Origin of the sequence: Pseudoclavibacter sp. RFBA6 (genome assembly GCF_002931575.1) — a bacterium.
GTDB lineage: Bacteria > Actinomycetota > Actinomycetes > Actinomycetales > Microbacteriaceae > Pseudoclavibacter > Pseudoclavibacter terrae.
In genome coordinates this window covers 359,832-373,154 of the sequence record NZ_PSUA01000012.1, presented here as the reverse complement: position 1 = coordinate 373,154, position 13,323 = coordinate 359,832, and the positions used below count along the sequence as shown (strand labels likewise).

General features: G+C 66.5%; 16 protein-coding genes and 1 other RNA gene. 14 read left to right on the top strand and 3 right to left on the bottom strand.

Annotation, left to right across the window (positions count from 1 at the left end):
- Positions 1-9: 9 nt before the first annotated feature.
- The 10 genes from C5C17_RS11685 (at position 10) to smpB (ending at position 6,358) form a co-directional block, all read left to right on the top strand.
- Positions 10-321, top strand: coding sequence for a type II secretion system F family protein (locus C5C17_RS11685; protein WP_146079157.1), 312 nt, complete (start codon positions 10-12; stop codon positions 319-321).
- Positions 318-1,256 carry a type II secretion system F family protein gene (locus tag C5C17_RS11680; RefSeq protein WP_104253539.1) on the top strand — a complete coding sequence of 313 codons (939 nt, stop codon included), beginning with the start codon at positions 318-320 and terminating at the stop codon, positions 1,254-1,256. The genes C5C17_RS11685 and C5C17_RS11680 overlap by 4 nt, the downstream gene beginning before the upstream one ends.
- 22 nt (positions 1,257-1,278) lie before the next feature.
- The gene (locus C5C17_RS18630; protein WP_167516480.1) at positions 1,279-1,455 is read left to right on the top strand and encodes a hypothetical protein; all 177 of its coding nucleotides are present in this window, start codon (positions 1,279-1,281) and stop codon (positions 1,453-1,455) included.
- A complete protein-coding gene (locus C5C17_RS11675; RefSeq protein ID WP_258066180.1) occupies positions 1,442-1,867 on the top strand; it encodes a TadE/TadG family type IV pilus assembly protein in 426 nt (141 codons plus the stop codon). Before C5C17_RS18630 ends, C5C17_RS11675 begins: the two co-directional genes overlap by 14 nt.
- Positions 1,857-2,294 (top strand): hypothetical protein, encoded by a 438-nt coding sequence (locus C5C17_RS11670; RefSeq protein ID WP_104253538.1) that lies wholly within the window; start codon positions 1,857-1,859, stop codon positions 2,292-2,294. The genes C5C17_RS11675 and C5C17_RS11670 overlap by 11 nt, the downstream gene beginning before the upstream one ends.
- Complete coding sequence (locus C5C17_RS11665) at positions 2,291-2,758, top strand: hypothetical protein (RefSeq protein WP_146079156.1); 468 nt, start codon at positions 2,291-2,293, stop codon at positions 2,756-2,758. Before C5C17_RS11670 ends, C5C17_RS11665 begins: the two co-directional genes overlap by 4 nt.
- Before the next feature lie 54 nt (positions 2,759-2,812).
- A complete protein-coding gene (gene prfB, locus C5C17_RS11660) occupies positions 2,813-3,928 on the top strand; it encodes a peptide chain release factor 2 (protein WP_104253536.1) in 1,116 nt (371 codons plus the stop codon).
- A 106-nt stretch (positions 3,929-4,034) separates the two neighbouring features.
- Positions 4,035-4,883: a cell division ATP-binding protein FtsE gene (gene ftsE / locus C5C17_RS11655; protein ID WP_104253535.1), complete on the top strand. Its 849-nt coding sequence runs from the start codon at positions 4,035-4,037 to the stop codon at positions 4,881-4,883.
- Positions 4,880-5,791, top strand: coding sequence for a permease-like cell division protein FtsX (ftsX, locus tag C5C17_RS11650; RefSeq protein WP_104253534.1), 912 nt, complete (start codon positions 4,880-4,882; stop codon positions 5,789-5,791). Before ftsE ends, ftsX begins: the two co-directional genes overlap by 4 nt.
- 90 nt (positions 5,792-5,881) lie before the next feature.
- Complete coding sequence (gene smpB / locus C5C17_RS11645) at positions 5,882-6,358, top strand: SsrA-binding protein SmpB (RefSeq protein ID WP_104253533.1); 477 nt, start codon at positions 5,882-5,884, stop codon at positions 6,356-6,358.
- A gap of 99 nt (positions 6,359-6,457) precedes the next feature.
- On the opposite strand, the gene C5C17_RS11640 is transcribed toward smpB, so the two are convergent.
- Positions 6,458-8,566 carry a hypothetical protein gene (locus C5C17_RS11640; protein WP_104253532.1) on the bottom strand — a complete coding sequence of 703 codons (2,109 nt, stop codon included), beginning with the start codon at positions 8,564-8,566 and terminating at the stop codon, positions 6,458-6,460.
- Positions 8,567-8,737: 171 nt separating this feature from the next.
- On the opposite strand from C5C17_RS11640, the gene ssrA reads away from it, so the two are divergent.
- Positions 8,738-9,106, top strand: a transfer-messenger RNA (tmRNA) gene (gene ssrA / locus C5C17_RS11635).
- Positions 9,107-9,185: 79 nt separating this feature from the next.
- On the opposite strand, the gene C5C17_RS11630 is transcribed toward ssrA, so the two are convergent.
- Together C5C17_RS11630 and C5C17_RS11625 are read right to left on the bottom strand one after the other, a co-directional pair.
- Positions 9,186-10,049: a site-specific integrase gene (locus C5C17_RS11630; RefSeq protein WP_181028570.1), complete on the bottom strand. Its 864-nt coding sequence runs from the start codon at positions 10,047-10,049 to the stop codon at positions 9,186-9,188.
- A 536-nt stretch (positions 10,050-10,585) separates the two neighbouring features.
- Positions 10,586-11,647: an acyltransferase gene (locus C5C17_RS11625; protein WP_104253530.1), complete on the bottom strand. Its 1,062-nt coding sequence runs from the start codon at positions 11,645-11,647 to the stop codon at positions 10,586-10,588.
- 274 nt (positions 11,648-11,921) lie between these two features.
- On the opposite strand from C5C17_RS11625, the gene C5C17_RS18625 reads away from it, so the two are divergent.
- Genes C5C17_RS18625 through C5C17_RS18955 form a run of 3 tightly spaced genes read left to right on the top strand, consistent with a single transcriptional unit; the run spans position 11,922 to position 13,293 of the window.
- Positions 11,922-12,095 carry a hypothetical protein gene (locus tag C5C17_RS18625; protein WP_181028569.1) on the top strand — a complete coding sequence of 58 codons (174 nt, stop codon included), beginning with the start codon at positions 11,922-11,924 and terminating at the stop codon, positions 12,093-12,095.
- The gene (locus tag C5C17_RS18375) at positions 12,092-12,925 is read left to right on the top strand and encodes a hypothetical protein (RefSeq protein WP_146079154.1); all 834 of its coding nucleotides are present in this window, start codon (positions 12,092-12,094) and stop codon (positions 12,923-12,925) included. Before C5C17_RS18625 ends, C5C17_RS18375 begins: the two co-directional genes overlap by 4 nt.
- Positions 12,895-13,293 carry a holin gene (locus C5C17_RS18955; protein ID WP_104253527.1) on the top strand — a complete coding sequence of 133 codons (399 nt, stop codon included), beginning with the start codon at positions 12,895-12,897 and terminating at the stop codon, positions 13,291-13,293. The genes C5C17_RS18375 and C5C17_RS18955 overlap by 31 nt, the downstream gene beginning before the upstream one ends.
- Positions 13,294-13,323: the final 30 nt, after the last annotated feature.

The window sequence follows — 13,323 nt, the reverse complement described above, 5'->3', positions numbered from 1 at the left end:
ACACTCCGCATGTCCAGGGACGTCGGTGGCGCCGAGCTCCCCACGGTGCTCAAGAGCCTCGGCAGCTACCTCCGCGAAGAGCAAGCGGTGCGCCACGAAGTCGAGGCGAAGCAGTCCTGGGTCATGAACGCCGCAAAGCTCGGATCCGCCGCACCCTGGATCGTCCTGCTCATGCTGGCCACGCGGCCGGAGGCCGCCACCGCCTTCAACAGCTACGAAGGCGCCGCCGTCATCCTCATCGGCCTCGCCACGACAGTCCTCGCCTACCTCGTGATGCTCCGGATCGCGAAGCTGAAAGACGACCGCAGGTGGTTCGCATGAACGAGACCCTCGGCTGGGCCGTCCTCTGCGGCCTCGGTCTCGGCATCGGCCTCTGGACGATCCTCGCCGCCGTGCCCCGTCTCTCCAGACCGAATCTCGCCGAACGCCTCGCACCGCACCTCCTCGACGTGTCGGCAGCCGCTCGCGCCGACGTGCAGAAGACCGCGACCGACCCGCTCCCTGTCCTCGGCACCCTCGCCGCCCCGCTCATGGCGAAGGGGCGTGCACTCCTCGGCGAAGTCCTCGGTGGCAACGACCGCATCATCGGTCAGCTTCGCCAAAGCGGCTCCACAGCCACCGTCGAACGTTTCCGAGCCGAACAGCTCACCTGGGGGCTGATCGCGGCAGGAGTCGGACTCGCCACCGCACTGATGCTCGGTGTGACCCGAGGGATGCCGATCATCGCTCAGATCCTGCTTCCGCTCCTGCTCGGCGGCGTCGGAATCTTCGCCCGCGACCAGGCACTCGGGCGCGCGGCGCACCGCCGACATCGACAAGTGGCCAGCGAGTTCCCGACAGTGATCGAGTTCCTCTCCCTCAGCATCTCGGCCGGCGAGGGAGTCTTCGACAGCCTCAGGCGCGTCGCGAACGTCAGCACCGGCGAACTGGCCCAGGAATTCGCACGCGTCGTCCACCACGTGAACACGGGCGTCTCGCTTGCCGACGCGCTCCACGAGATGACCAGGGGCGTCAAGTACCTGCCACTCGACCGCTGCGTCGAGCACATGATCTCCGCTCTGGAGCGCGGCGCGCCCCTCGTCGAAGTGCTCCGCGCTCAAGCAAGCGACGCCCGAGAGCTCGGGAAGCGTGAGCTCCTCGAAGCGGCGGGGCGCAAAGAAGTGCAGATGCTCGTCCCGCTGATCTTCCTCATCCTGCCCACCACCATCCTGTTCGCGCTCTACCCAGCCGTCTTCGTGCTCCGCACGAGCTTCTAGAGCCCACCCGAAAGGCACGACCATGCAATTCCTCCACGCACTCCGAACCAGAGCAGCCTCCGAACGCGGAGACGTCCCCGGTTGGGTTCTGATCACGATCATGTCCGCCGGAATCGTCATCCTCCTCTGGACCGTCGCCGGCGACCTCCTCGTCAACGTGTTCGAGAACGCCATCACCCGAGTCAGTGACTTCAGCTGACAAGCCGGCCCGCTCACGCCGGCCCGTGATCCGCGACGATCTGGGATCGGCGGTCGCCGAGTGGGTCATGGTCACGGTGATGCTCGTGCTCCTCACCGTCACGGTCCTGCAGATCGGCTTCGCGCTCTACGTACGCACGACGCTCCTCGACGCCGCGGGCGAAGGCGCGAGGCACGCCGGGCTGTTCGGAGCCGACCTCGACGCGGGCGAAGCGCGAGCAGCAGAGCTCATCTCCGTCAGCCTCGGCGCCGGCTACGCCGAGAACGTCACAGCAACCACAACGCAACTCAACGGAGCGCCTGTCGTCGCCGTCACCGTGCGCTCGCCACTTCCGCTCATCGGCCTCATCGGACTGCCAGAAGCACTGGAGGTGACCGGGCATGCGCCACAGGAGACGCTGGATGCTGCGTGACGATCGGGGGTCAGCCTCGCTCGAGTTCCTGACCCTCGGCACACTCCTGATCGTGCCGCTCGCCTACCTCATGCTGACGCTCTCGGCGCTGCAGGGAGCGAGCATTGCCGGGGAGTCAGCGGCGAGAAGCGCAGCACGCCTGCTGGCATCCGACCCCGAGTCCGAGGAGACGCAGGCTCTCGCGGCGGCGGCGATCGACCTGGCCGCAGCCGACCACGGCTTCGAAGCCGGGGCCGTTGAACAGCTCGTCGCGTGCGACAGTCCCGCCGACACCTGCCAGGATGCAGGAGCCGTCGTCACCGTCAGCGTCACGATCGACGTGCCCCTGCCATTCGCGCCGAACCTCACCGGGGGAGCGGCCCCGCTCTCCATCCCGACAAGCGCCACATCCTCGTTTGCCGTCACACGCTTCGGACTCTCCACATGAGCGAGCACCCAACCCGAATCCCGGACGGGTTGCAGCGGATGCGCGACGAACGAGGCAGCGTGCTCCCGCTCATCCTCGTCTTCCTCATGATCGGACTCACGACCGTCTACGTGCTCGCCGCCGCCACGTCGCTGTCCATCGAACGAAAGCGACTCCTCACGATCGCGGACGCGGTGGCGCTCTCCGCCTCCGAGAGCTTCTCCGCAGCCGACGTCGCCCTCAGCGGAGACGAGCTCACACCCGTCCTCGACCCCGCGGCAGTTTCCGAGCGAGCCGTCATGACCCTCGAAGACCTCGCGGGTGGTGCCCCGGATGGCCTCACGCTCGACTCGGCAACCACCCCGGACGGCGTGACCGCCCACGTCGTCATCACCGGCCACTGGACGCCACCCCTCGCCCATGCGCTGCTCCCATCCGGTCTCGACATCACCGTCTCCAGCGACGCCAGAGTCGTGCTGTCCTGACCTCACGCGAGCCGAACCGCGCCGCCCAGCCCTGGCGGCTAGTCTTGGGAGATCATGATCAACCTTGACCTCGCTTCGGAAATCGCCGCCCTGCGCAGCACCTTCGGAGACATCAGCGCCGTGCTCAACCCCGACAAGCTCCGCGCGAAGGTGGTGGAGCTCGAAGCCGCAGCATCCGTCCCCGACCTCTGGAACGACACCGAGAACGCGCAGAAGGTCACCTCCGCACTCAGCCACGCGCAGTCAGACCTCAAGCGCCTCGACGAGATCGAACGACGCCTCGACGACCTCGAAGTGCTCGCGCAGATGGCCGTCGAGATGGAAGACGAGGACACGGCGGAGGAAGCCCGCGCCGAGCTCAAGTCGATCACCAAGGTCATCGGCAACCTCGAGGTCCAGACCCTCCTCGACGGCGAATTCGACCCACGCCCCGCGGTCATCACGATCCGCGCCGGCGCCGGAGGCGTCGACGCCTCCGACTTCGCCGAGATGCTCCTCCGCATGTACCTCCGCTGGGCCGAGCAGCACAGCTACAAGGTCTCCGTCCTCGACACCAGCTACGCCGAGCAGGCCGGCATCAAGTCGGCCACCATCGAGATCGACAGCCCATACGCCTTCGGCACCCTCTCCGTCGAAGCCGGCACCCACCGCCTCGTGCGCATGAGCCCATTCAACTCCGCAGGCAGCCGCGAGACGAGCTTCGCCGCCGTCGAGGTCGTGCCGCTCATCGAGCAGACCGAATCCATCGAGATTCCAGACAACGACATGCGCGTGGACGTCTTCCGCTCGTCCGGCCCGGGCGGCCAGTCCGTCAACACGACCGACTCCGCAGTCCGCATCACGCACCTCCCAACCGGGATCGTCGTGAGCTGCCAGAACGAGAAGAGCCAGATCCAGAACCGTGCCGCCGCGCTCCGCGTGCTGCAGTCCCGGCTCCTCCTTCTCCGCCGCGAGGAAGAGAACGCGCAGAAGAAAGAGCTCGCAGGCAACATCACCGCGAGCTGGGGCGACCAGATGCGCTCCTACGTCCTCGCGCCATACAAGATGGTCAAGGACCTCCGCAGCCAGCACGAGACCGGCAACACCGACAAGGTCTTCGACGGCGACATCGACGCGTTCATCGCCGCCGGCATCCGCTGGCGCAAGCGAGGCGAAGCCGACGCCGCCTAGGAACACGGAGAAGGCGACCGGAAGCAACGAGCCGCGCCCCCACGTCTGACGTGTTCTGCATGTCGCGCCGGGCTGCGGCCACTCCGGTGCCTACCCTGTTAGCGCCATGATCAGATTCGATAACGTCGCCAAGGTCTACCCTGGCACCGCCGCCCCCGCACTCGACGACATCACCTTCGAGGTGCTGCGCGGCGAGTTCGTGTTCCTCGTCGGCCCCTCCGGGTCCGGCAAATCCAGCGTCCTCCGCCTCATCCTCCGCGAGGACGCCCCGAGCCGCGGACAGGTGCACGTCCTCGGCCAGGACCTGCGCCGCATCTCCAACCGCAAGGTGCCCTACTACCGACGCAGCATCGGCATGGTGTTCCAGGACTTCCGCCTCCTCGCAGGCAAGACCGTGTTCGAGAACGTCGCATACGCGCTCGAAGCGCTCGGCAAGTCGCGCGGCCACGTCGCGAAAGCCGTCCCCGACGTCCTCGAGACCGTGGGCCTCGGCGACAAGGCGAACCGCTTCCCCCACGAGCTCTCCGGCGGCGAGCAGCAGCGCGTCGCCATCGCGCGCGCCGTCGTCAACAAGCCGGACATCCTCCTCGCGGACGAGCCGACCGGAAACCTCGACCCCGTCACGAGCCGCGGCATCATGCGCCTCCTCACACGCATCAACGCAAACGGCACCACCGTCGTCATGGCCACGCACGACGTCTCGATCGTCGACGAGGAGCGCAGGCGCGTCATCGAGCTCGACGGCGGCGTCATCATGCGCGACGAGTCCGACGGCGTCTACCAGCCGGGGATCGTGCCGCTCACCGAAGCGGAGACGGCAACCGCGAACCAGCTCGAGCAGAACGACGACGCCGACGCGCAGGTCCAGGCGCAAGCCCCCACATCCATCGCCGACTCGATCGCCTCCCGCGTCGCCGGCGAGAAGACCACGAAGAACACTGGAGACGTCAAATGATCGGCCGCGTATTCGCCGAGATGTGGCAGGGACTGCGCCGCAACTCGAGCATGGTCATCTCCGTCGTGCTCGTGACCTTCGTCTCCCTGACGTTCGTCGGCGCCGGAATCCTCATGCAGCAGCAGATCAGCAGCATGAAGGCGTTCTGGTACGACCGGGCCCAGGTGTCCGTCGACCTCTGCTCGTCCGTCTCGACCGCCCCGAACTGCGCAGGCGGTCAAGCGAGCGACACCCAGCGCGATGCCGTCGAGGCAGCCCTGCAGGGCGCCGTCCTCACCCCGTACGTCAGCGAGTACGAATTCGAAGACCAGGACCAGGCCTACGAGAACTTCCAGCAGCAGTTCGCCGGCGACCCCATCGTGTCCTTCGTCGAGCCCGAGTACCTCTCGGAGAGCTTCCTCATCACGCTCACCGACCCCGACCAGGCCGACATCATCATCGAGCAGCTCTCGAGCTACGACGGCGTCGAGGCGGTCACCGACCAGCGCCAGTACCTCGAGAGCATCTTCGAGCTGCTCAACGTCGCCAGCCTCTCCGCGATCGGCGTCGCGGTCGTCATGCTCGTCGCAGCCGCGCTGCTCATCGCGACCACGATCCGCCTCTCCGCGATCAGCAGGCGCCGTGAGATCGGCATCATGCGCCTCGTCGGCGCCTCCAACCGCTACATCCAGGCGCCCTTCATCCTCGAAGGCGTCGTCGCGGCCCTCATCGGTGCGGTGCTCGCCTCGGCGGCAACCGTCGCGATCGCGCACTTCTTCGTGCAGGGCTACCTCGGCAGGCAGCTGCCATTCGTCTCCCTGATCGGAGTCCCGGAGGCGCTCCTCGCGATCCCCGTCCTCCTGGTGGTCAGCGTGCTGCTCGCCTGGGTCTCCGCGCGCATTGCGATCAACAAGTACCTCAAGGTCTGACCCGCACGCAACAGCTAGGTAGACCGATGGACAGCCCGTGTCGTAAGATAGCGGGCTGTCCATCGTCTGCAGTCGAGAGAGGAAGAGGCCATGCCAAAGGAGCAAGGGACGAAGCCTGTCGCGACGAACCGTCGGGCCAAGCACGACTACCTGATCGAGGACACCCTCGAAGCAGGCATCGTGCTGAACGGAACCGAGGTGAAGTCGCTCCGACAGGGGCGCGCCTCCCTCGTCGACGGATACGCGTACATCGACCGCGGTGAGGCGTGGCTCGACGCCGTGCACATCCCCGAGTACCTCGAGGGCACGTGGAACAACCACGCACCACGCCGCAAGCGGAAGCTGCTGCTGCACAAGGAGCAGATCCGCAAGCTCGCCATGAAGACCAAAGAGGGCGGCTACACGCTCGTCCCGCTGACGCTGTACTTCCTCAACGGCCGGGCAAAGGTCGAGCTGGCCGTCGCGAAGGGCAAGCGCGAGTTCGACAAGCGCCACGCGTTGCGTGAGCGCCAGGACAAGCGCGAGGCCGACCGCGCCGTCGCGTCTCGCAAGTACATGGGGGAGTAGGCCGCGCCCCGCGCGCCGGTGCGCTGCACGTCCCGGACAGCGATGCGGCCCCCGATCCACTGGATCGGGGGCCGCATCGCTGTCTGTCGCCTGGAGCCGCTAGCGCACGCTCTCGACGAGCGTCGCGATGGAGCTCTCGTGTGCGGAGAGCAGCGTCTTCAGGCTTCGCGACTGCCAACCGCGGTCCGTCTGGCCGTCTGACGAGGGGTCGGCGCTCCACCAGGCCGTCTGAACGGCCGCGTCAGCTGCGTCGAACGAGTCGAACATCGCGGTGAACAGCGGTGCCGAGTTGGCGAACGGAACGGCCCCGACGGTGAGGCTCAGCGTCTCGGAACGGTACGAGTCGGAGGCGGCCTGCGCAGCATCCGCGGCCTTGCCGAACTCGGTGCTGTAGCTCGTGCAGACATCAGCGAGCTCGTCGAGGAAGCACTCGGATGCAGCCAGGTCCGCGATGCCACGGTAGAAGTCGACGTAGGTCGACTTGATGGCGTCTGCGATCGTCGTGCCGATGTTCGGGTCGCTGTAGTTCGGGCATCCCGTCGACACGTTGCACGGGTAGTACAGGTTGTTGCCGAGGTCGATGTTCTGACCGTCCGGGATAGTGAAGACCGTCGACGAGAACGACGCGAGCTGCGTGCCGAACGTGTTGTAGATCGAGTTGTACTTCGGGAACGCCTCGCAGAACTGCTGCAGCGCCGCGACGTCCGCGCTGGCCGTGTCGGCGAAGTTCGCGACGATGTCGCGTCGCTCGCTGAGGCCGTCGCTCTCGGTCTGGGCAGCCTTGTACGCCTCGGAGGCGTCGGCGCCGTCCTCGACGGCGAGCGAGGGCACGGTGGAGCCGGCGAGGTCGTTGATCGTCGTCTCCGCCGTCGCGACGTTCCCGCAGCGAGTCGAGAAGTCGGTCATCTGGGCCGCCGACTGCGAGAAGAAGTCGGTGTTCTCGCCCAGCGCGGCCGAGATGGTGACGTTGGCGGCCAGATCGAGGTTCTCGGTCGTCCAGTCCGCGTAGTGCGCGTCGAGGTCTGTCTGGAACGCCGCCGCGAGCTCGTCGCCGCGGTTCACGTTGTTGTTGTGGATGGTGACGGGGATCGCTACGGCCGCTCCCACCAGGACCACCACGCCGATGATCGCGGGGATGAGGATCGCTGGCTTCCGGAACCAGGGCTTCTTGGCAGGGGCTCCGTTGCCGAAGTCGTTGGGGCCGGACGGTCCGCCGCCCTGGTAGCCGCCGCCCCCGTTGCCGCCGAACGCCGGTGCTCCGAACTCCTGGCCTGGTGCTTGGCCGGGGGCGAAGGGGGCTGGGGTCTGGTTCTCCGGGGCGCCGTTCCACGCGCCTGCCTGCTGCTGCGCGCCGTAGCCTGCGCCGAAGGGAGCGGCACCTGCCTCGGGGGCGGTCGAGCCGAACGCGGGCGACTCGTTCTGGCCGCCGTAGCTCGGCGCGCTGTTCACCTCGCCGTACGCTGGCGCCTCGAGGGCGCCGTTCGCCTGACTCGCGTCAGCCTGGCCAGCATTCGGCGCGTTCCACTCCGGAGTCTGCGTCGTCTGGGCGTCCTGCGCGTCCGGAGCCGACTGGCCCCACGCCGGAGCGGAGGGCTGCTGGTCCCAGGCAGCGGGAGCCTGGGCCGGTGCGCTCTGGTCGCTCCAGGCGTTGGGGTCGTGCTGGGCCGTCTGGTCCCAGCCAGTTGGAGCCGGGGCGGATGCGCCTTGGTCGTTCCAGGCGTTCGATTCCTGCGGGGGAGTCTGCTCCCAACTCGGGGCGGCCGGCGCACCGGAGTCGAGGATCTCCGTCTGGTTGTGGTCTCCGCGACCGAGCACAGCGGTCTCGTTCCCCTCGCCGAAGCCGAGGACCTCGGTGCTGTTCTCGTCGGCGTGAGACTGGTCGCCGCTGGCCGGTTCCGCGCCTTCGCTGACTGCATCGGCTGCTGGGGCTGACTCGGCATCACGCGGCCAGGTGGGCGCCGCGGGCGCCTCGTACTGGATCGGCGCGGGTACCTCGCCGTCGCTCACCCCTGGCTGGCCTGGCCCATCCTCGGAGGGCGCGGGAGCGTCCGGCTCCTCAGCCGGCCTGCCGAAGTGCGCACCGAAGCCTTCGTGCCCAGAGGCCTGGTCTTCCGCAACGGAGTCCCCGGATTCGTGGGCGTGCTCGTCGCCGTTCTCGGGCTTCTGCCAATTCGGGCGCCCGAATCCTTCAAAGTCATTGCCGCTCATGGGGTTCAGGTTACTGGTCCTGCCGGGAATCGCCTCCAGGCTTGCCCTGAGCACGCCAGGACGTGGATTTTCTGGCCGTCTTGACGTATGTTTAGGAGCTGCCAGTTCTTCTGGCAGCTGCAACTCAACAGAGCTCATGACGTGGAACGCCGCCGAGGAGACTCGGCTCACGGGGATGATCGGTTTCGACATGACTGGTGAATCGGCGTGAAGCGGGTCGAGGATGCGGGGTTATCTCGTAAACGCCCCTCGCAAAACATAGGTGCTAACGCTAAGCGCACCGACTTCGCCCTCGCTGCTTAAGCGAGTCCGATAGTCCGTCAGCCCGGGGGTGTTCCCGCTCCGGTAGCTGGCGTCATTAAGGGAACTTGCTGTGGTGTTGTGTTTCAGGGCACCACGGGACTTGCACTGGAACTGGGCTCGTCGATCAAGGTGTCTGTCCCCATGATCGGAGCCAAGTAGAACAGTAGACAGACTGCACCCGGAGAAGCCGCGGTTTCGTAGTTGTGGACGGGGGTTCGATTCCCCCCATCTCCACGAAACCCACGTCATGAGCGAAGGCCCCGACCTGCCAGTCAAAGACTGGGGAGTTGGGGCCTTTTCTGTCTGTTCAGCGCCCTCAGGAAACGGCGTCTGCCCACATTTTGCCCACAACTGCATTCATCGCGACCCCGACAGCGTCGAGATCTTCGTCGAAGAGGTCTGCGTCGTCGTCCAGTGTCATGGCCGCAGAAGCGTGCCCGACCGTGCGTTGGATGGCCTTCACGTTGGCGCCCTCCGAGATCGCCAAGCTGACGGCCGTGTGCCGCAGGTCGTGCGGGCTGATCCTCGGGAAGTGCTTGTCCGCCTTCATGCAGCGAGCGACGGCCTGATCGAACCACCCCGATTCAGGTGACGGCCGCGGGATCGGAGCGTCCTTGCCCTTGAGCGCCCAGACGTGCGCACCGGGCACGACGAGACTCATGCGCTCGAGCACCAGAGCCGGCACCGGCACCGACCGCATCTCGTGGGACTTGGGACTGCCGAGCTCGTAGCGAGACCCCAGCTGCGCGTAGGCGCGCTCCACGGTCACGCGATTGCGCTTCCGATCGACGTGCTTCCCGAGTAGTCCGACGGCTTCACCCCGACGGAGGCCCGTGGTCGCGAGGAACAGCACGAAGCTGCCGTGCGGGCCGCACTCGTCGACGACTGCACGCAACTGCTCCTTGGTCAGATAGTCGTGCATGCCCTTCACCCTGCGTGGGACGACGACGCCGCGTGCGAGGTTCGCGTTGACCAGCCTCTCGCGCACAGCAACATCGAAGATCCCAGCGAGCACGCCGTACGCGCGGATCACCACCGTGGGTGACTTTCCCTTGAAATCTGAGTTGATCCACGCCTGCACCCTTGCGTGCGTGACCTTCCCGACTGGCTCCTTCTCCCATCTCGGTTTTACGTGGATGCGCCAGGACGCCTCGAGGCTTCGCGTTGACGAAGGCTTCAAGGCTTGCTTCTGCGCGAGCCAGTCCATGGCAACCTGCCCGACTGTCTTGAGGCCGGCGCTAGGCGCCACGTACTCGCCGCGGAGTTTCTGCACCTCTACGGTGTTCGCGAAGATCTCGGCTTCCTTCTTGGTCCTGAATCCTCACGCGTCGGTCTGCTTGCCCTCAGCGGTGCGGAACCCGTCAAGCGAACGGGTTCTGGGCGACGCGGTCAACGCTCGGGTCGTCGCTCGCCGGAAGCTCGACAGCGTTGCGGATCATCAACCCGTTGGCGACGAACTACACGTTGCAGATGAGAAACGTGGGCGACCCCGTGGTGACGTTCATGATCACGTCACCGGTCACGGTGCCGCGCATCATCAACGGCTCCAGTCGGGTGCGTCGTCGGGGCAGATCATCGTCGCATACACCACGTTGCAGTCATCCGGCCCGATCCGCTTTCAGACCTCGGCTAGCCACGTGGCTCTTCCAGCGCAGTTGGATATCGCGCCAGGAGTGTCGGCGCGGTTCGCGTGGGACGGGACGTCGTCGAGATGGTTTAGCGCCTAGCAGGCGCAACGGCAGCCGGACGTTTCCCGTACCAGCGTTTCGGGACATGCCTACGGAGGTTGTTGGCGGGCTTCTCGACCCACAGCCATGACGCCCACGCGAGTGGGACCGTGACAGCGAAGGACAGAAGCCCGGTGCCCCACGGGCCGAGGAACCCAAGCCCGAGCAGAATCACGAACTGCTGGACGGGGAACGCCCAAATGTAGATGCCGTAGGAAATGTCGTTGTTCATTCCAGCGCGGACGGGGAGTATCGCGCCGAGGGTGAGCAATAGAACTGCAAGGGGAAGCTGACCGAGCATCTCCGCGACGTCGAACACGAACAACGCGGCGAGTACGAGCGCAGCCGTCGCGGCGAGACGCTTGCCTGGGCGGATCTTGTCGGCGAGGAAATACACCACCATGCCGCCAGCGAAGAACCCAGCGAAACGCACCATGTGGACGAGGCGACTCTCCTCGACGTCGAGCACGCCGTGTGCAAGCAACTGACCGATCATGAGCACGGCGAGTAGAGCGCAAACGATCGGGAGCGCGTGCTTCCTTGCCCAGGCGAAGCTCAGCAGGACTCCGGCCCCGATGTACGCGGCGAACTCGTAGAACAGGGTCCACAGTGACCCGTTCCACACGTCGGGGTACGGCGCTGCGGCCAGGGTGTCGCTGATCCCGTGTTGCGTGATGAGTAGCGCAGCGTTGTTCGTGACGTAGGTGATCGCGCTACCGAGTTGCCATGTCTCGCCGGATATCCAGGCAGCGATCGGTGACACGACGAATGCGGTGAGGATGAGCACTGTCCAGAAGGCGGGCAGGATCCGGAACGCCCTGTTCGTCATGAACTCTCGGAACCCGAGGCGCATTCCTGACCCTGCGATGAGGTATCCGCTGATTGCGAAGAATCCGTTGACTGCCCAGGTGGCAACCGGAGCCTGTGCTTCTTCCGCGTATCCACCGATGATCCAGGTGTGGTCGAAGATCACAACCGACGCCAGTATCAGGCGAATGAAATTGAGTGCGTTGCTCTGCGTCGATAGGTGTTCGCGGAGGGTCGCTTTCATTGATTCAGGCTAACAGTCAATTCACAGGTAGGGGAGAACTCCCCGTCCGATCGACCTTGGTGGTCGTCTCAGCTAGGAGGACTCATGGCACGCGCCGTCGTCGCTGAAACTGTCGAGCTCCTCGCAAGTGACCGCGTGGAGCCGATCAGCATCCCCGTCTCGCCGAAGGGGGCACTGCTGTTGACCCCTCGGAGTGGAAGGACTGGCGGTGCTGGTGGAAGGCGGGGGAGAAGGTCATCGCCGCTCAGATCGGCATCGAGCGCCTGGGGATGGGGTGCTCGAGATCACCTTGACGGCCGCGCAGACACGCGAGCTCCTCGGTGCGGCCCAGAGCGTCACGGGCTCCTACCATGCCGAAGCGCTTCGCGCCGACGACACGGAGCCCACGACCTGGATCGCAGGCAACTTCCGGGTCCGGGCCGACGTCACGAAGGAAGGATCGCTGTGACTGAGTACAACGCGACCGTCGAGCCGCGGCCGTCGTTCGCCGCGATGCTCGAACCCGGTGCGGTGATTCCAGCCCCGCAGCCGGGATGGTCGCTCGAACTGCAGCGCACACCCACGCACCTGCAGGTCCGTGGGGTCCGTGAGGGTGAGACGAGGCCGTGGGGCGACGTCGTAGCGCTCATCGACCTCGCCGGCGCTGCTGGCGCGGTGCCGGTGTTCGCGGTCGTGGACGGCGCTCTCGCGTACCGGTTCGGTGATTCCGGGCCGTGGGGTCAGCTGCTCACAATCGCGTCGTTCAAGGGCGAGTCGCGCGAGCTCCCGTCGTTCGTCGCGTCGTCGACGGTGGGTGTGGTCGGCTCGGTGCCGACCGTCGCGACTGAAGAGGTCGACGGGGAGGTGCGGTTCAAGATCGTGCTGCCGCCGCCTCGTGACGGCGTCTCGCCGCCGCCGCTGAGCCTGTCCGTGACCTCGTCCGAGGTCGGGCAGGGGCAGCCGATGACGGCGAGCCTGTCGGGCTCGTACCCGAACTTGACGCTCGCCCTTGGTCTGCGCGCTGGGTCGCCCGGCACGCAGGGCGGTGTCGGCCCGCAGGGGCGCATCCGGCATGCCGAACGTGGACCTCGTCGGCACGGGCATGCCGAACGGGGTCGTCACCGGCAACCCCGGAAGCACTTACCGGGACACTTCGGGCACGAACGGGGCGTGGCTTTGGATCAAGAAGACCGGCACCGGCAACACCGGTTGGCACGTCGTGAACGGGAACACCGGCGTTCGGCGGCTAGATCTCCCGACCGGATGGAATGGGCGCTAGGAGATCCAGCGCGCGAATGACGTCGTCACTCTCTCGGCGACTGACTTGTGGTTGCAGACGGGCGTCGCGACGAGCACCGGCCCCGCTCGTCCGATCGGCTTCCGCCCAGCTGCCGACCGCGGCGCGTTGGAGATCTAAGCTCGCCGCCGAGCAATCCGACTCCACGATCTGGACGGCCCCGTTCTGGCGAGGAGCCGCCGAGCGCGCCGTGAAGACCGCAGCTCAGGTGTTCGTCGCCGCGATCACCGTGTCCACCGGCGCCGACCTCATCCCCGCCGTCGGCGTGGAAGGCATCAACTGGCTCGCCGTCGCCTCGGTCACGGGGGTCTCCACGATCCTGTCCGTCGCCACGTCGATCGGCAACGCCAGCTTCACCGCCGGCCGCTGACTCACGCACCACCGACTTCGCCCCCTCTCG